Annotated in this window: 17 protein-coding genes; 1 reads left to right on the plus strand and 16 read right to left on the minus strand. The window is 38.4% G+C overall.

The window, feature by feature from the left end; all coding sequences use genetic code 11:
• The first annotated feature begins 32 nt into the window (after positions 1-32).
• A complete protein-coding gene (locus IPF86_00780; GenBank protein QQR50441.1) occupies positions 33-908 on the plus strand; it encodes a hypothetical protein in 876 nt (291 codons plus the stop codon).
• 4 nt (positions 909-912) lie between these two features.
• Here IPF86_00780 and IPF86_00785 read toward each other — a convergent pair whose 3' ends face one another.
• From IPF86_00785 to IPF86_00860, 16 genes are all read right to left on the minus strand, one after another.
• Positions 913-2,337 carry an oligosaccharide flippase family protein gene (locus IPF86_00785; GenBank protein QQR50442.1) on the minus strand — a complete coding sequence of 475 codons (1,425 nt, stop codon included), beginning with the start codon at positions 2,335-2,337 and terminating at the stop codon, positions 913-915.
• A complete protein-coding gene (locus tag IPF86_00790) occupies positions 2,334-3,479 on the minus strand; it encodes a glycosyltransferase (protein ID QQR50443.1) in 1,146 nt (381 codons plus the stop codon). Before IPF86_00790 ends, IPF86_00785 begins: the two co-directional genes overlap by 4 nt.
• A 1-nt stretch (position 3,480) precedes the next feature.
• A complete protein-coding gene (locus tag IPF86_00795) occupies positions 3,481-4,281 on the minus strand; it encodes a glycosyltransferase family 2 protein (protein ID QQR50444.1) in 801 nt (266 codons plus the stop codon).
• Positions 4,282-4,286: 5 nt separating this feature from the next.
• Positions 4,287-4,838, minus strand: coding sequence for a class I SAM-dependent methyltransferase (locus IPF86_00800; protein ID QQR50445.1), 552 nt, complete (start codon positions 4,836-4,838; stop codon positions 4,287-4,289).
• Entirely contained in the window at positions 4,835-5,608 is a 774-nt protein-coding gene (locus tag IPF86_00805) for a polysaccharide deacetylase family protein (GenBank protein QQR50446.1), read from the minus strand. Before IPF86_00805 ends, IPF86_00800 begins: the two co-directional genes overlap by 4 nt.
• On the minus strand, positions 5,605-6,171 hold the full coding sequence (locus IPF86_00810) for a hypothetical protein (protein ID QQR50447.1): 567 nt from the start codon (positions 6,169-6,171) through the stop codon (positions 5,605-5,607). Before IPF86_00810 ends, IPF86_00805 begins: the two co-directional genes overlap by 4 nt.
• On the minus strand, positions 6,168-6,902 hold the full coding sequence (locus IPF86_00815; protein QQR50448.1) for a class I SAM-dependent methyltransferase: 735 nt from the start codon (positions 6,900-6,902) through the stop codon (positions 6,168-6,170). Before IPF86_00815 ends, IPF86_00810 begins: the two co-directional genes overlap by 4 nt.
• Positions 6,892-7,530, minus strand: a complete 639-nt coding sequence (locus tag IPF86_00820; protein ID QQR50449.1) for a class I SAM-dependent methyltransferase — start codon at positions 7,528-7,530, stop codon at positions 6,892-6,894. Before IPF86_00820 ends, IPF86_00815 begins: the two co-directional genes overlap by 11 nt.
• On the minus strand, positions 7,527-8,582 hold the full coding sequence (locus IPF86_00825) for a glycosyltransferase family 4 protein (protein QQR50450.1): 1,056 nt from the start codon (positions 8,580-8,582) through the stop codon (positions 7,527-7,529). The genes IPF86_00820 and IPF86_00825 overlap by 4 nt, the downstream gene beginning before the upstream one ends.
• Positions 8,579-9,676 carry a glycosyltransferase family 4 protein gene (locus tag IPF86_00830; protein QQR50451.1) on the minus strand — a complete coding sequence of 366 codons (1,098 nt, stop codon included), beginning with the start codon at positions 9,674-9,676 and terminating at the stop codon, positions 8,579-8,581. The genes IPF86_00825 and IPF86_00830 overlap by 4 nt, the downstream gene beginning before the upstream one ends.
• Entirely contained in the window at positions 9,673-10,671 is a 999-nt protein-coding gene (locus IPF86_00835) for a hypothetical protein (protein ID QQR50452.1), read from the minus strand. Before IPF86_00835 ends, IPF86_00830 begins: the two co-directional genes overlap by 4 nt.
• Before the next feature lie 46 nt (positions 10,672-10,717).
• Positions 10,718-11,878 carry a glycosyltransferase family 4 protein gene (locus IPF86_00840; protein ID QQR50453.1) on the minus strand — a complete coding sequence of 387 codons (1,161 nt, stop codon included), beginning with the start codon at positions 11,876-11,878 and terminating at the stop codon, positions 10,718-10,720.
• Positions 11,862-12,980 carry a glycosyltransferase gene (locus IPF86_00845; GenBank protein ID QQR50454.1) on the minus strand — a complete coding sequence of 373 codons (1,119 nt, stop codon included), beginning with the start codon at positions 12,978-12,980 and terminating at the stop codon, positions 11,862-11,864. Before IPF86_00845 ends, IPF86_00840 begins: the two co-directional genes overlap by 17 nt.
• Before the next feature lie 17 nt (positions 12,981-12,997).
• The gene (locus IPF86_00850; protein ID QQR50455.1) at positions 12,998-15,088 is read right to left on the minus strand and encodes an O-antigen ligase family protein; all 2,091 of its coding nucleotides are present in this window, start codon (positions 15,086-15,088) and stop codon (positions 12,998-13,000) included.
• A gap of 21 nt (positions 15,089-15,109) precedes the next feature.
• Positions 15,110-17,185: an O-antigen ligase family protein gene (locus IPF86_00855; protein QQR50456.1), complete on the minus strand. Its 2,076-nt coding sequence runs from the start codon at positions 17,183-17,185 to the stop codon at positions 15,110-15,112.
• A gap of 108 nt (positions 17,186-17,293) precedes the next feature.
• Positions 17,294-19,288 (minus strand): peptidoglycan-binding protein, encoded by a 1,995-nt coding sequence (locus IPF86_00860; protein ID QQR50457.1) that lies wholly within the window; start codon positions 19,286-19,288, stop codon positions 17,294-17,296.
• Positions 19,289-19,444 lie beyond the last annotated feature (156 nt).

Raw genomic sequence — 19,444 nt, forward strand, 5'->3', positions numbered from 1 at the left:
GAAAATGTGTCTCACCTGCTATACTTTGCTATATGCGATTTAAACTTTTTTTAGTGCATGTATTTTACAAAATCAAAACGTGGTGGCCGCTTTGGTTCTACGTTGTTAACTACAAGGCAAGAAAGAAATTCAATACTCATAAACCTGATCTTTCATCGCTTGGGAAGCGAATACACGACGAACTAAAACATGAAGGTATTGCCACGACCACACTCGATGAACTTTTCCCTGGCGAACATATGCTTGATACCCTACTGACCTATAAAAATTCCCTAGATCTGAACAATGTTTCTACGCATTGGAAAAAAGAGTACCTCAAAAACTACTGGGATAAACTGCCTGTATTTGATGCAGCAAATCCGTTTGTACAATTTATTCTGTCGGAAAAGATTATCTCAATAGTTACTAGCTATATGTCTATGTGGACGAAGCTCGGCTACTATGATTTATCTCTAACGCTCCCTGTCGGCAAAGGTGCAGATCCAATTCGTGCTCAAAGGTGGCATCGGGATCCTGATGAAAAAAGATTGCTCAAAGTTTTCATATATCTTTCTGACGTTGATGAAACAGCCGGACCGTTTACTTATATCAAAAAATCTACCTATGGCAACAAATATGGAAGCTTATTTCCTCAAAAAAGCCCTGCAGGCATATACCCCGACGAACATAGATTACTTACTAAGATCAATCAAGATGACATCAAAGAAATGACTGCTCCTAAAGGCACCGTCATATTTTGTGATACGAGCGGCTTTCACAAAGGCGGCTATGCAACCGAGAAAGAACGGCTTATGTTCACTGGATTTTATTCAGCACCCTCATATCATGAAGCAAGATACTATACCCTTCCTCCGTCATTTGACTCCAAACAATTCAGCCCTGAAGTATCATTTGCTTTAGGTAAATAAAACTTTAGTCAGATACTTCATCTACAAGCACTGGCTGCCCAACTAATCTGCGAGTAAATGCAAATTTATTTGTCAGTGGAGACAGCTTCTTTTTGACGATTGCAAGAATTGTTTTATCATCTTCATCAAATGAAAAGAAGTTGGCAACATGAATCTTAAATCCAGGCATATCATGGGCCAATACTTTGTAGCGTAGCAAGCTAAATAACGTAATCGTAAGCACTAATTCTACTGAGGGTCCATATACACCAAAAACTAATATTGCAATAGGACAAAGTGCAAGAATGAGAACTGTTTTAATTGCAGTAGCTATAAATAAATCTTTTTGAGCTCCGATAGCTTGGAACAGTGCAGTAAACACGACCGCAAATGCACTCGACATAACTGCCAAGAGCATAATAAAGTAAAGCGGAAGCACCGGAATATACTTGGGCAACAAGAGCTTTAATAGCAGTGGACCAAAGCTTATCGCCAGTAGCCCCGTCACCACAAAGAAAATTAATTGATATTTTATTGCTTTATGTGCAATTCGATATAAATGTTTCGGCTCGTGTTTATACCTCGACAGTACAGGTAAAATAGCAGTTGAAACATTAAAGAGCGACTGGGTGTGATTATACAAACCAAGAGCGAGTGAGAACAGACCTACTGCATCAGGTCCAAGAAATACTCTAATAATCCAGAGACGCGCACTTTGCCCAAAGGTAGTTGCATAACTTGTAAGCATAGCAAAAAATGACTGACCTTTAATATATGAGAATATGTTCACATGCGTACGAGCAATATTCCATTTTTTTATAACTCGTAAGTACATTGGAATAATTATGGGGTACTGCACGAGTGAAGCCAATATAATGCTATACGCCACTGAAACTGGGCCATGTTGTTTCAATATTAAAAAAAATAAGATAAGGAGCAAGCATTTTGCTGTTTCTTCAACAATACCAGCTACGACTTTATGTTTAAAATGGTACGTTGCTGCGAGTATAGTATTGGCAGTTTGTCGAAGTGGTGAGAGCAAAAAACCAAATGCCAGTATGCGCATAATTTGACGTGATACATCCCCCACATGCACAATCGGTATATACGATAAACCAATAATCACAATAAAGGCTACAATCGATAGGAGCATTTGAATACGAAAAAAGCTACGCGTGATAGCTCGGGCATGTGAGGTATCATTGTTCGCAATCGCTTTTGAAATATCGACAATCACCACCTGTTGCACACCAGGCAGGAAGAAAAAATTAAATATCGCAATAGTAGCAAGTGCAAGCTCAAGCAAACCATACTCAGAAATACTCATGTGCTTCAAAATAAGGAAGGTTGAAGCAAAACCGACAAATTTAGATGCGATCGTGCCAAATGTCGTCCAAGCCAAACCCTTGCCAACAACAGCTATAACAGTATTTTTATTTTCTCCATTCATAGTGTAGTACCATCAATAAAAGTAAGTATTCGTTTTGCTCTTTTCTTCCATGTCCATTCTTGCACCCGTAGGTATGCTCCACTACTCCGCTTTTGAGCTTCATCTGGAGATTGTAACACGGTACGTATCATCGTGGCACAAGCTTGAGCATCATCAGGTGTAAAGAAAAAAGCAGTACTTTCATCAATTAATTCCAAAATAGAAGGCAGCCGAGACGCAACAATAGGCACCCGGCTTGCCATATACTCAAAAAGTTTCATTGGTGAGGTATAGTATTTTGAAATTGCCTCTTTCCCGCTATTTGGCAATACCAAGACATCTGCAGCTTTCTGCCATAATGCAATTTCTGCATGAGGTTTAAATCCAATGACATGTAAATTTTCAACTCCAGCATGTGCAGCATTGAATATTGTAATATCACTTTCCGTTCCACCAATAATATATACCGCCGTATCTGGTGGAAGCATAGCGACAGCCTCAGCTAATACATCAACACCCTTCCATGTATAGAGATGCCCTGTGTAGACAACCACATATGTAGAAGTAATACCTAGCACCTGTCTTGCCTTTGCTTTTGATTGTGCTATATCGAACATACTCAATTCAACTGCATTTGGTTCGTAAAAAATTTTTTCTTTTGCAATTGCAAAGTTGCTTACTAATGCTTCACATTTCCAATGTGTATGGGAAATAATACCAGCCATGCGATCAAAAATACGCTGATACCAGGCTTTTTTCTTTTCCGGAAAATCATGAAGCTCATAGAACACATTTTTAAAAAAGAAACTTATAAAGTAAAGTGGTAAACTTTCATTTGAGTATACGATTGATCTTTGGTTCGAATAAAAAAGCATATACAAGAGAGCTGAAATCGAAAACACAATGAAAGAAACCCTAAAAGCAACATATTTTATTATTGGGATAGAAAAAAGATCTATTGTTGGCAAGTATATAATTTCAAATTTTTCTTGCAATTGATAGTATGAAAAAGGATCCTGTTTGAAACGCCCTAGTCGTCTCGGGACAAGCAATGTAACCTTCATGCCTTCGTGAGCAAAACTTTCAGCGCTTTTCGCCGCAAAAAGCGCTGCGGCTTTCTCGCTTGGAAATCGTCCGTGAAAAATAAGGTACATTTTTTTCATACTATACAGTAAAAATTTTCTTTGTTAATACTTTTGCGATATATATTTGTGAGTATATTCTATATAGCTCATACCGTAATGGTACCAGGTATCTAGCTTTATACCTTAATCGAAGATAAAACATTCGTAGAAAAATTTTTAAAATCATAAAAAAAGGTACGAGCCATGCAGTGTATAATGCTTTTGAAAGCGAAGGTGGTTTCCAATCGTAAGCAATAATTCCCAAGCGATGATGCACTTTTTCTTTGTACACTCTAAATGCAAGTTGGACATCAAGTGGCACTAGCCACGGACTCGATAAGGTACCAATTATTTCTTTCGTCGGGTCAAAGTGTATCTTCTCGTGTACTCTTTTTGCAAAACGAGCACCTGTGCTTTTTCTAAAAAGCCTGACTTGATACAGCGGGCGAATCGATTTATACCAAACTGTGAGATCGGGTGACGTAAGCACATATGGCACGTTATAAAATGACGGACCACTAGCATTCTCTACTGCTTTTTCTATTTCATATGCTAATGCTTCTGTCATGACTTCATCCGAATCAAGATAAAAAAACCAATCAGTTACTGCATGGTCAAGTAAATTATTTCTTTCAGACGAGAAATCATCTATTGGCTTACCTACAGCAATTTGCGAAATAATCTTTGCTCCATATGCTTTAGCAATGGTAATGGTACTATCAGAGCTCCCGCCGTCAGCAATAATAATATCAGCAAAATTTTTTACACTTGCAAGCGAACGATCCAAGGTCGCCTCAGAATTTTTGGTTAGTATGCCTATTGTGCAGTTAATTTTTTTCATTTTTATTACTTATGAATTCTCAAGATAATCCATTTCACACCTTTGTAATTGCGGACATACCTACCTATTCTTGCCCTATGCAATATCTTTAACGCAAAAAAAAGAATAATGTTCCTCCATGAACGATAGAGTGACACAAGAAGCTCACCATCAGAGGCAAGTGCCTGACGAGCGATACTAACTACATGCTGCCAGGAAACATAGTAAAGAATTTCTCCTAAAACTACAATATCGAATTTCTCGCCATCAGGAATCGGATTTTCATCTAAATTGCCGCATATAAATTGTCCTTTTGGATAAAGACTCTTTGCTTTATCGAGAGCGACTTGGGATATATCAATACCTGTATATTTAATACGGACATCATTAGCGAGTAATGCTGCTAGTCCACCATTACCGCAACCAAGATCAAGTACTCGAATTTCTGATTTTTCTATATGTTTTATGATTGTTGCTAACGCTTCCAAGTTTGGCTGTCCTTTTACTAAATAATCCCATTTGCCATTAGCAAACATAGCATCCCATTTTTCTTTTGGATATTCTAATTTAAATTTCATAGTATATGTCGAATACGGTAGTAAAGTGTAAGACCATGTGATAGATACGATTTAAAAATCGGTAGTGTTACCCCCTGATCGATACCAATACGAGGTAATGCAAAAATGTTCTCTTTTTGACTTACACCTTTTGGCCTGACCGCACACGCAGCTTCAAAACCTAAACTATTGAGTGAATCTTGTATTTGTTTTGTCCTTCGACCATATGGGTAAGAAAAATAACGACACATGTTTCCTGTTAGTTTCTGTATTTCGTATTTCGATTTTTCAATATCACCTATCGCCTCTTCATATGTCATCTGATCGAGATGTGGATGTGTATGCGTATGAGATCCGATTGTAATATGTGGTTGTTGAGACAAAAAAATAATATCATCTACCGATGGTCGCTCTGTCCCAGCAAAATATTCAGTAGAAAAAAGATCTGTCGTGAGGAAAAGCGCAGCTGAAAAAGAATACTTGCTGAGAATTGGCAGAGCATTTTCTCTTGTATCACGGTATATATCATCAAATGTAATGGCAACTGTTTGATGAGAAAAATTTTTTTCACCTTTACTATAGGAAACTATATCCTCAAGCGGTACAACAGAAAAATGTTTAGCTAAATACGCCATTTGCTGTTCGAATGACTCCTTGCTTATAGCATGTTTCCAGGAGGGATTATCTCCAACAGAATGGTACATCAAAATACCAACAAATGGCCTATGGACAAATATTTGAGCTAAAAAACTTAGCACAGATAAAAGTAACGTTTTAGGGGTGTTCTTCATATCAAAATTTTTGCTTCATTGCTGGTTGTAACGATCACGCGAGTACCCATTTTTGATTTGAGCATAGGCATTGCTGTAGCATAATTCGCTATCATGTTTTTCCACCAAATACCTCGACCTTCTACAGAAAGTGCTCTGCGTGGCTTTATAAGTCGGGTAGCATCTCTTGCTTTAATAATTGATATCGGTTCATCAATCACAAGCAACGTATCAGGTACCGGGAGTAAAGAAACATATAATTTCAAAATCTTGTGGGGTACCTGATGTTCAAATAAGGATAAAATATTTTGATATAAACCTTCATCAATTATACCCCCTCTCCTTTTTTTTGCCTTCATATATCGACCACCTCGATCAAAAATACACACACGGATTTTATGAAAAACATACCGCAAGCTTGTAATTGCAATCAGCACTGTTATGACCGCAACTAGTGGATAGCGCACTATAAACATGAGTCCATATTTCCATTTTTCCTTATATGAAAGCCGGATTAGGTTTGGATTATCTTTAACTAACGCAGACTTGCCTGCTCCAGGTAAGCCATAAAGTTCGTACATCATAATTTCTCAAACAAAATCGCATACGATTCTGCAAATAGGGCTGTTATTGGTCCTAAAGCTTTGCAGCCTAACATTTTCGCAACCAATCGATTTATCTGTGCGCTCTTTAATAAAGGAAACGCAAAGGTAACTCCGGTAATTTTAATAACCTTACAACCATTTGCCTCAAAATGGTCTCGGAGTTTCCATGGGGAAATTTGGGTGCTATGAAAATCTGCAGTCGTACGTCCTAAAAGTCGTGCACGGCGATAATGTGGCATTTTAGTAACAACATAGCCAATACCACCAGGGGCGAGCAAAGCCGCACATTTTTTTGCCACTCTATCTTTGTCAGCAATATATTCAATAATTCTTGATGCAAAGAGGAGATCAAATTTTTTTGAAGGAGTAAATATAAGCAAATCTTCTTCTATGAATGTAAATGAGGCATTATCTGAAAATCGTTTTCTGGATAGCGCTAGCATTTCTCGCGAAATATCAAGCAAGGTAAACTCAGCCCGTGGAAATTCCTTTAAAAGTTCGGCAGTCCACGTGCCTGCACCAGGTCCAATCTCAAGAATTTGATTTGCATCTGGCATTATAGGAAAAAGTACACGATGTAATGCTCGCTTAGTCATTGCATATTGAGCCTTACGGAGCGGACTAGAAAACCAGCGTTCGTGCTCATATGAATCTTGATACACAGTACCTATGACGGTATTGTAAAAATTTTTTACTTCATTATTTCTCATTTTTTTTGCAACAAAATAGATAATGACTCGGATCATCAGCGTCGACAGTAACACTTTCTATTGTTAAACCAGCATATGTAATATCTTTTTTAATCCGCGCAATACTATATCCTTTTTTACCAAGTTCCCAATAATGTTCACCATTAAATGTATGCTTCTTCCAAAAGAAAGGTAACTTCCAGAAAAGCGTTAGGTGTGGCAAAAGCGGCAACTTACATTTTAATAAAAAAACTCCTCCTGCATGTGGTAACCCTATAACAACATACGAACGTGTCACTCGCGCAAGCTCAGCAATTGCTACCAGGGATTCATCGTATGGCAAATGCTCTAATACTTCCGAACAAAGAACTGTATCGAATGATGCATCTGGTGCAGGAATTTTTTGCACAGATCCTACATAGGTCGGCGAAAGCTCTGGATCAATATCAAGTGTTGAAACATCATAGCCATATATGCGTAAAAGTTTTGTCACTGTACCATCACCCGGACCTACTTCGAGCACGTTCGTAGGCTCTGTTGCCATAACAGCGTGCAGCTGTCGCCAGTAATTAATCCACCTATCTTTTCTTACGTAGTTCTTGAAATCGTAGTGTTCTTTATCTACTTGGATTCGCGCATCAAATGTCATGTAAGTAAGTGGGTTATGGTAGCGATCAGGCTTTGAAGTCCGTGATTTTTTTTAATAAAAGGCGGCAGTATAGCAAGGGCATGTGTACTATATGTCTTATATTCTGTTATTATATTTTCGATTTTTAGAGCCAGTGAGTCAGTATCTCTAAATATCCCTTCTGTATAGCCAGACTGGACAAGAACCTCTACCCCGGCAGGATTAGTAACAAGAACAGGAACCCCCATAGCAAGCGCTTCAAGCAAGGCTTTATCGAGACTTCCTGTATCACTCATAGTAACAAAAAGATGTGAATTCTGTAAGTAACGAGGAATAGCATCGTGTGCCTTACCGCCAGCAAATGTAATAGCGTTCGGTGGATTAACAAAGCTTGCTTTCTCTTCTAGAAACTTTTTACATTTTATATCATTTGCCGTAATAGCTTCTCCAACAAACACCAGGCCAACCCGAATCCCCTTTTTTGTCACTTCAATTATTGCATCAATTATTCTATCGTTACGTTTAATAGATGACAAACGTCCAACAACTAAGATTTTAAATGATTCAGTAGATTGATAGGATAAAGGTTCAAGTGCTGGAGAAAAAAGTGTCATGTCGATACCGTGACCAACAATTTTCACTTTCTTACTTTTTATACGAAAGCTTTCGGTTGATGCTGTAAAAATAATGTTAACGAGGAAGGTAGCTAGTCGGAGTTTCAGATCTACACTTTTGTGTGTATACCAAAGAGAAATTTTTTTTCCAAGGAGAAACCAAACCTTCCATCCCAAAATCACATACACTGGATTCATGTGGACAAAAACAGTATCATACTCTTTTCTGTATTGCCAAATATATTTATAAAAACGTCGCAGGTAGTGGAATTTAGAAATAGAATCTTCTTTGCCGAGAGACAAAACTTGTACATTCTTTGGCAAATCGAAAGTGCCTTTTTTGAGACAAATCACCGTCACTTTTTCATATGTTTTTGCAAATTCTAAAATCCATGCATGGAAAAAACCAAGCGACGGATCTGTACTATCTACTACCTGAGTAATAATAAGAAGTTTCATAGAAGTTTTTTAAATGCGTCTTGGTATGCTTGCATATACGCTTCAGTATCAAGAACATTAAGTGAAGCCCGGACATCTGAACGATTAAACGCAGAATCATACAAAACATTGGCAAGTCTTTCTGTTATCATATCTTGATCTCCAACATTTACCTTATACCCATTAACACCGTCTTCAATAATTTCTTCAACACAACCGACCGTCGTTGCAACAACTGGCGTGCCAGAAGCAATTGATTCAACTACAGTCATTCCCCAGCTCTCATAGTTTGATGTAAGTAAAAAGACATCCGCAAATTGATACCATGGCCTTAGATCATTCACCCAAGGTAGAAGAATAACTTTATTTTCGATGTGCAAGCTGGTGACCAAATTCTTTATTACACTCTCTTGACTTCCTCTACCAATAAGAACAAGAAATACACTAGAATGTAGCTTTACAAATGCTTCTAGTCCAAGTGGAATATTTTTCTGCTTCTCGAATCGTGATGCCATAAGGACCACCTTTGCTTTTTCAGGAATTTCTTTTGGTCGTGGTAATTGCATGACTTCTGAAAAATAACCAATATCTGTTGCAATAGGGAGAGTCGTAATCTTCTCTGGACTGATAGCTAGTTGTGTCACGAGATACTTTGTAATTTGTTCAGAAACAGATCGGATTCCTGTTGCTTTTGGGAGGATATAGTTGGCAATTCTTGCTTGCCAAACATGTCGAATTGATTCTTGTTTAAATTCTGGAGTAAAAAAATTAATATGGATTTGAAGCTGTAGTGGCACAGCAAAACGTTTGGCGACAAAATATGCCAAAAAACCAATTTCAAAAGGATCTTGCGAAGTAATCACAGTATCTCTTTTTGGTTTATCTTGTATAATATTCTTAATTTGTCTATAAGCTTCAAGTAGTGCTCTCACTTTATTTTTTGCAAAAATCGGGTATATACTAACATTTGCTATCTGAGATTTTTCACGCTTCGTCTTTGTGAAAGCAATAATATGGTACTCATCAAAAAGTTTCCCATAGGAAAGTATCCGCTCGCGCACTTTGGAGCTTTCATCAAATAGTCCTTCTTCAACGCCTAGAGAAATTATTTTCATACTATTGATAAATATTTTTTTACTATGTCTACTTCTGTATGTACATACAAAATACTCTGAGCTTTTTGTTTATACGTATCATAATTCTCTATTAAATTTTGCAGACCTTCTTCTATTGAAGCTTGATTTGTTGGATCAATAAAAACACCACAGGCATGGAAGCGCTCATGAAGACCTGTTTCTTTGGTTAAAATAAATGGCTTACCATACTCTAAACCTTCAAGAACGAGGTTGGGACTTACCTCTGAAAATGACACGACAGCAGTAGCATATATATTTTTCATAAGGTGAGGTAATTTTTGGTGAGTAAAAGGTGTAGTATAGAGTTCTACATGTATACCTTTTTTTTGTACATTTGCCACAACGGTTTCTAACATTTTATTATTTTTAAGTGGTATATTTCTGTTTGATGCTAAGAGCATAAAGTTTCCTTCGGGATTTTGAGCAGATTTCGGCTCAAAAACATTTTCAATGACAACTATTTTCTCTTGTGACACACTGTATGTTTTTTCAATAATAGCACCATACCATGAGGTATTAACGACGACATACTTTGCATTTCGAAGTACGAAGGCTGTCATTTTTATAAGCATACTCTCTTTGAAAGAAAGAGTTTGTATGTTTGTATAGAAAGTTTTAAGCGATAGTGGATTCCCAGTGCGATTTACATATGCTTCCCATGTTGAGTCACCACCTACACGAACGACAAATGGTATCCCAGTAATAGAAGATACCAGAGCAGCCGGAAACCCAACACTTGTAGCATCAAAACATACTATGCTTGTAGCACCATGACACTTCATAAGTAGCCTAAAGAAAAAGATAACGTAGCGCAATAGTGTCGGCAATCTTTTCTCAATTTTCCACTGCACAAGCCTCACAGGAATCCCTTGAGCTTCTAAACCTTTGTAAAGCATGGAAGCATATTTTGCTGGACCACCAATATTAGGAGGGAAAAGCCCTGTGGCAATTACAATAGAGGCTTTTTTCTGCATAGGATTAGAGTAGCCTTTTTTATTGAACATCGCAAATACATACTTGTTACAGTAGGTTGCTCATTTTTTGTGTAACTGCATCCCAATCAAATTTCTTTATAACGAGTTCTTTGGCATTTATAATAATTTTTTGCTTAAGTTTTATATCTTCATATAAACGAACTGCTTTAGCGATTGATGCAGGATTTTCTGAATCGCAAAAAATGCCAGTTTCCCTATCAGTGAGGAAGTCTGGTATACCACCAACAGGTGTGCCAACAACAGGAATACCTGCTGCCATGGCTTCCAGGAACGAATTTCCAAGCCCCTCAGATAATGAGGGTCTCACAAAAATATCTGAGGCTTTCAAATACAGCGGCAATAGTTCATGTGAAATAAAGCCAACAAAAATAACTCTATCTTCCAACTTTAGGTTTGTAACTTTAGACTTTAGACTTTTCTCAAGCTTCCCTTGACCAGCAACAACTAATTTATATTGTTTTGGCAAGAATACCAATGCTTCAACAATATCTTTTACGCCATTTTTCTTTACTAATCGCGAAGCTGTCATAATAAATATATCTTCTGGCTGCTTACCTAATTTTTTTTGTAGCCCAACTATTTCCTCTTCTGGAATATCTTTACTAAAATGCTCTATCGTAACTCCATTTGGAATTACTACAGGTTCATTTGAGTAACCCATATCTTTAGCGAATGTTGCCAGATAGTTTGAAATTACTTGTATCGTATCAGCCCTGCGGAAAATTTCGACAAATAATGGATAGACTAAAAATGCTCGTCGTTTTATATATGCAATTGGATCACCTTCTTGTAGTGTCAAAAGAAATAGAATTTTTGGATAACGCCATTTAAAAAAGAGTGCTGCAAAACCGGCATAGCTTGCCATGATTGACCACGTGTGTGTATAGCCGTATTCTCTATGAAGTTTTGTTGCTTTTACTAATGCTAAAAATGGATAGATATGTTTTATGATTGTTCGCAATATTTTTTGCAAAATCCCACTGCCACCACAATACGGACCAACGCCATAGATAGTCACATTACCTACCTGCATATTTCGATCATGTTCCGTTCGAAGCGTTACCATATCAAAAGAGGCATCAGGTATACGATCAGTAATTTCTTTGACCGCAACCTCTGCTCCGCCGATAAATCGAGGGAAGTATACCAATGAAAAAATAAGTATCCGTTTAGACTTTTCTTGCATATGATTTTAAAATAGATACATAGAGTGCAAATACTTCTCTACTCATGATTTCTCCAGTATATTGCATACCACGCTCTTTAGCCTTTATTCCTTTTTGATGCCGAAAATCATCATTTGAAATAAGCTCAATAAGCGCAAGTGCTATATCTTCAGATGTCACCTGCGCAGGCAAAAGCGCACCTACAGTTGCATCAATTGCCTCACTCATACCACCGACATTATTTGCAATAACAGGTATACTAAGTTGCAAAGCTTCTAAAATTACCATTGGGAAACCCTCCCAATCAGATACAAGGACTAAAATATCACCTTCTGATAACTCAGCCAATGCTTTAGCTCTATCTAGAGTCTCAGTAATATATATACTTTTTTCTACATGCAGTGCTAGTATTTGTGTATTGAGCTTTGATTTTTTTGGTCCATTACCGAGCAATCGCACTTCTACCTTTGCCTGCAAAGCTTGAGGCAAACGGGCGAAAGCAGCAATCAGGAGATCCTGACGTTTTGGTTCTGCAAACCTTCCTAAAAACACAATTCGCAATTTCTTGTTTTCATGCTTTCGGGTAATATTGCTTGGGATGGTTACGCCATTATGAATAACATTAATCTTTTCCTTTTTGGCAATGGCGTACGACAATGCAATCTGCTGATCAAACACTGATACGCATATGATTTTTTTGCAAAAGTATGCCGCAATCTTTTCTGCAACAATGGCAATAATTTTTTTAGGCAATGATACACCATTGATGAATCCCCAACCATGGGCTGTATATACCACAGGATATCTATTCAATAGCCCTATGCGCCCAATAAATCCTGAAAATGAGCTATGTAGTGAGACGATATCGGGCTTAAATTCTAGTACAGCGTTTCGATATACAAAAAGTGCTCGGAGAATAAGTATCGGATTAAGTGTCTTTTGAATAAATCGATTTGGGATAAATGAAAATCCAAATGCTTTTGTTTCATCTGCAAGCCATCCACTAGTAGATGCCATTACAATAACTTCATCCCCATTTTTTTTATGTGCTGAAAGAAGTTCCCAAATGACGCTCTGGGCACCTCCGCATTCCGATTTTGTAATAAAATAAAATATTCGCATAGATTGGGATATGCGACCTAAAACGGAATAGTGTACACGAAACCAGGAATTTCATTTTGCGCCTTCACTAACGCCGTGTTGAAAAGATCGTCTTGGTTGCTGATTAAATATAAATTAAGCAATAACGAGCGAGTTTCCGACACAGCAGGCTGGAGAATAATAGCTTTGTTGACCAGATCAATTGCTTCATTAAATTTACTTGCTCCAACATATGTTTCAGCAAGCGTTAGATAGCCAAATACATTTGATGGTGAAAGTGCGAGTAATTTTTTTCCATACACCTCTGCAAGTGCATTTGCTTCAGCATCTTTGGCCTTGCTAATTTCATAAATCAAATTATTAATACGTGCAATTACAAATGGATTTTGATAGTTATCTGGATCTTTTGCTTCTATGGATTGCAGAACTTTGACTTGAGCCTTGAGGTCAGTGATAGCGCGTTTTTCTCCATCTTCTGCAGACATAATAATTGAGAAGTTATTGGCATATGACTGGTATAGTGCATCAGCAAATTGAGCCGTTGTTCGCGAAACTCCGACTGGTGACATGTGAGTAACATGCTCTAACCTGTTTACCCTCGTCGTAGGATCCGAGGTAACTAATTTTGACAATGCATGGAGTTTTGCAATCGGTAAAATTACTATCCATATAAGCACGCCAACATATAGCAATTTTATTCCTACACTAAGTGCGATTTGTTTCGGTGGCAATATGACACCTTTCTCTTCTAAAGTCTGTTCAGACGTATCTTGTGTATTTTTATATATTCCTACGTATATACATGCGAGCACAACAATCCATATAACTGCAGTGGCCGGTGTATCAAAAAGAAAAAGATTTTGAAAAAAGTAGGCAATAAGTGCAGCAATACCAAAGAGTACAAATAATGGTGTCTGTCTCATTTTCCAAGAATATCGCACCAGTACAACAAGCGGAAAGAAGAAAAGACAAAGATATAATACCAGTGCAGGCATACCGGCAACTGCTCCCCATTCCAACACTTGATTGTGTGGTTTATCTACCCATGGCTCAATAAGTGGGCTTGAGAAAAGCGCTGTATCAAAATATTTTTCAAATGCAATAAAATAGTTTTCTGGACCAAAACCGAACAAGGGTCTATCATGCATTGCTTGCAATGAAACTTTTGCATACGCCAAACGATTACCACCTGTCGTCTCAATAAAATATTTATTTAATGCTGTATTTGTTTGAAATGTTTTTACAATGCCAATTGTAGAGACAACAATCGCCATAAGCATAACCACCACAATGCTATACCGCACCCATTTCTTTCCTTTTACAAATGTCACCCACATTCCTGCTGCAATCAGTCCGACGAGCATACCGAGCACTGCAGCACGAGCCTCACCCAAAAAAAGAGCTGGTTGATGGAGTATCTCTCCGATTGAGACTCTACCTAACCAAATGTTAAAGTTAAATAATGTTGGACTTACGGCAATCACAATACTTGTGATTGCATAGAAAATTCGCTTTGCTTTTGATGAAGTTGTAAACAGTAGATATATGTTAGCCAAAAGTGCAATGATTAAATATCCACCTAAAAATGATGAGTTGCCGAGGGTTGCACCTGAGGTGTCGGCAGCAATTTCGAGTGATTTAATACCCAAACCAGATGTACCTACATAGGTTTGTAGTGCCATTAAAAGTCCCGTACTACCTACAAGGACTAGCAATCTACGGAAATTTTCGATTGATGGAAAAACTGATCGAATAAGGATGAAGAAAAGATACAAGTGGATATAGAAAATAACACCAAGTCCACGCATATAGTATGACCAAAATGAGGTAACAGGACTGGTACCGAAAATTGCCGAAAGAATTATCCACCCCAAAAAACCAATAAAGATCCAATCAATAATTCCAATTTTGTAGCGATAGCGTTCATCCTTGATAATAACACGTAGGTATATCCACAACAGAAATGCAGTAAGTGTGAGCCCTTCAAAGATATATACTTTAATCGCACCAATGCCGACATATGGACCTGGAGTCGTTAAGACAAAAAGTGGTACAAGGAAAATGGTTATTTCAATAATTCGCTTTAAAACTTTTCCTAGTAGATTAATTTTTTTTGCAGAGATTTTCATGGGTCGTAATGACAAATAACTTTACTTACTGACACTATTGTCATTAAATAGTAGCCCCGTATCAGCCAATGCTTGAGCTTGGGCTTCTTTTAATAACGTTTCATTCTTTGTAAGTACTGCTAAATTAATAATAATCTGGTGTGATTCTGGAATTAATCTATCAATTGCCAATCCCTTTTGAAAAGATACCAATGCATTTTCATAATCACCTTCGTAGATATATCTTTGCCCTAGCAACCAATAACCTTGCGGCATTGTTGGAGATATGGCAATAGTTTTATCAGCAGCATTTTGCATTTCAGTAAGCGCATCCGAATCTAATTTATTTAAAATTGCAATTTTTAAACTTGCAATACGCCCAAGCGCAAGTGTCGCCTGCGTGTTTATCGGATGTATAAGGAAACTATCATTAAGCACTTTTGCCATTGCATCAAGATCAGTAATAATAATATCTTTCTGCGGCTCGGCTAATACTACAATCTCATCTATGTGCGCCTGATATAGCTGGCTATACGTATCTACTCGTTCTGCTATAAATATGCCACTACCAAATGGAGATATGGATTCAACTCGAGCATAGGACAGCTGTCTATCTTCGATTGGCATTTGTGATTCAACAAATGCATGCTTGAGCTTGCTCATTTCAGGAATCATAATAACGAGCGTGACTACAACAAGCACAACGCCGCATACAGCACGACTTATAAAATTAATATTTGTAACAGGCTTTGTTTCGATTCCTAGATTTACACTTCTTAAACTACCTTCAGAAGAAATGACCCAGGCCATAACTGCAAATAGTAACAAGTAGCTCGTTGGTGTATCAAATACAAATACATTACTTATAAGTGCAGTAAAAAGAAAACCATTGATGCTTGCAAAAAACCAACGATGCTTAGTCAAGCGGTAAACTCTAAATGATCCCCACGCAATACAGCCAAGCATAAACATATAAGCAATACCCCCAATTATACCTGTCGTCGAGAGCCATTCCATATAAGCGTTGTGGGGTTTATCACTCCACTGCTCTTTATTATATGCTGCAAGCATCATGTCTGGATTGAAATATTTCTCATAGGTATATCGATATGTTTCAGGCCCGCTACCTAGGACAGGATGGTCCTGGATACCTTGAAGCGCAATATCCCAATAGATAAAACGACTACCAGTAGCTTCTTGGATGAATGCTTGATGTATATATGTCTGTGGCAGCACAAGGAGTATAAGAGACACCAGAAATCCAACTATGGTACAAAAAAGAATAATACGTCCTGACCATTTTTTTATCGTACGCTGTGATGTTGACCAGATAATGCCCCACACTATGAGCAAGCCTCCAATAAGCGCAATAACATCGGCACGAGCATTTCCAAGCACGTCAACTACTCGGGTAATGGAGCCATGAAATATCGCAAAATTAACAAGCGTTGGATTAACAAGTATGGTAGCCCCAACAATACCGAACACGATTCGACTCGTCCGGGTCGTTGCCGTGGCAAAAAGATATATAGCAATGAATAATGCTTCAGCAAGATACGTACCAGTAAATGAAGAGTTACCAATAAGTCCGCCGCCTGAACTATTTTCCAAAACTTGACTTGTAATGATTCCAAATCCGCTCGGACCAAGAATAACCGAGAGACTCACAATGACTGCAGCCCCAGTAATTGGATAAAGCAAAAAACGTCTGATCTTTTTTGGATCTTTGAGTGCTACCCCAATTGCAATAGCCCCAAGTGCTACAAGCAGTATAAAAAAAGTACCAGTTCCCCGTTCCGGATGTCCAAGCCATGACAGTACCCTATCTACACTACCAAGCATTGCCACTACCAAAACAATAAGGAATGCAACAATACCCCACGTCATTCTCGTATACAATAGATTCTTGAGCGTTGCCCATGGCACAGCAAACAATACAAGCGCTATCGTACAAGCACTACCGATGGCTATAATAAATGTCTTCGAATTTATATAATTGAACCATATCCCAGAAAATACAACAGTAGATCCAAAAAATAATGTACAGGCAATAATATACGGCAAAACAGGCAAAAGCATACTTGTGCATTTTTGCTGAAAAATTTCTATAGTTTTCATATTGCCTTATAGTAACATATAATTTTGCCTTCCTAAAAACACAAAAACCACCCCCGAGGGGGTGGTTTTTGTTATCTTTAGCAATTGCTTGCTTTGGATGCCTCTCGCTTAGTTAGCGTTTTGGTAGTTCGTAGTGAACGCCGCATTCGTTGGACCAAGGTTGAAGTTGTATAGACCAGTGAATGTACCAGCCGCAGCTATATCAGTTGAATCCCAGTTGATGCTTGAAAGGTAAGCACGGTAGAGACCAGCTGTATTAGTAACACCATCAGTAACACTTACAGTAAGAGTGAAGTTTTCACTTGTACCGCTGTTAATAACGAAGTTACCATTTGATGAGAGTGAAGGACTGTATGGTCCTGTATCCACTACAACACCAGAAACTTGAGCGTTTGATACTGTAACTCCAGACTTATCAACACCAAAGATTACTTTCTCGCCTGATGTACCAGCAAGTGTTGGCATGTAGATTGTACTGCCGAATGCTGTTACCTTGAAAGCGATAGTAAATGTTTGGATGTCATCATTTGCAGATGTACCTGGTGTAAGACTTGCTGTTGCAGAGATTGGATCAACCATGATGCCCTTATCGTAGAATGCTACAGATTCACCTGTTGCAGAACCGATAAGTTTAGTAGCACCAATAGTATTACCAGTTGCATCAGTAATGTCATATCCAGCAACCCCACCAGCAATCGTTGCACTCATGGTTGAACCTGCAACAAATGCAGTTGTACCAGGAAGTGGAAGGATGTCAGCAGAGACGATGAAGTCAGCTGATGAACCATTCGTGATTGTCTGATTAAGATTCTTGAATGTGTACGCTGTTGATGTACCAGTTGCTTGAACAGTTGTTGAGTCAAGAACTACTCCACTTGCGTTTTGAAGGTAGAGAGTACTTGCCATCAAATTCAATGCTACACCTGATGTGATCGTAACTGGGATCTTATCAATTTGTAGATTTGAACCAACTGCCTTGAAGTTAGCCTTCAAGAGCTGTACTTTGTTTGTGTTTGAAGTTGCATCAACGTCTTTAACGTGTGCCTTCATGTCATCTGTTGCGCGTGAAATAGCAACTTCAACACTGTTTGCTGATGCTGCACTTGCAAAGCTAAATGAACATGCACTTGTTGAAGAACAGTTCGTAGGATTGTAGGTTAGTGAAGCGCCTGTTCCATCCGTAAAGCGGATGTTAGAAACGATCACTCTCCATGTGTTTCCACCAGAAACTGTGTTTGCACTATCGATTACTGGAAGTGCTGAAACGCCGACGTAGAAGTTTGACTTCTGGCCTGCAAGAATCTTAGCACCACTAAGAGTTATTGTCTTAGAGTAAACGTAGTTTGTGTACGCAGAGTTAGTGTCTTGACTGAATTCAGACGCAAGCGCTGAACCAACCTTTGTGCCTTCTTCCCAGAATGAAACATTTGAGAAGTATTTATCCATCTTTGTGTCTGTACCAGTACCACTAGTCATCACGAATTGAAGACTAAGTGAGGTAAGAGTCACATCAGAGCCACCAGAAGCAGCCTTAAGCTGGATACCAGCAACTTGATGATCAGCATCACCTACGCCGACAAGTTCACTAGCGTAACCGCCAATCAACGTATCGCTTTCGATGCTACCAACACCAGTTGGATTGCTTACAACACTACCGCTACATGATGCACCGGTTGTAACGCTGTAAAGCTGTCCAGGCATTGTACAGCCAGGAACACTTGATACACCGCCTGTACATGGAGCTCCAGTAGTTGAACTATAGAGAGCACCAGCCATACAGCCAGGAACACTTGATGGTGTACCACCCAAAGTATTGATTGATGAAGCAGTCATAGGACCAACAACACCATCAGCACTTAGAGCGTGAGCACCTTGATACCAAACAACAGCTGCTTTGGTCATAGGACCAAAAGCACCATCAACAGTAAGTGCTGGAGCATAACCAGCAACATTGAGTGCTGCTTGAAGATCCATCACTTCTTGTCCACTTGAACCTACAACGAGGTTCGGAGGAACACTAACTTCTGCGCGAGCTACGTTTACAACTATGAAAGCTGCAAGAACGAAAGCTGTTGCAAAAGCGAATTTTGTAAATTTTTGCATAATTTTTATCGTTTATAATTGCCGCATCACATTTCTCTTTATCAGAAATGTCGCTAGCTTTTGATGCACATTACTAATGTTTTAGTTTCGACAAAACTAGGTGTGCATATCACTCGTAATAATCCTCGAAAAGAATTATCCGAGAAGTATTCAGGC

It is taken from the genome of Candidatus Nomurabacteria bacterium (assembly GCA_016699085.1).
GTDB lineage: Bacteria > Patescibacteriota > Minisyncoccia > Phycocordibacterales > UBA9973 > CAZLWF01.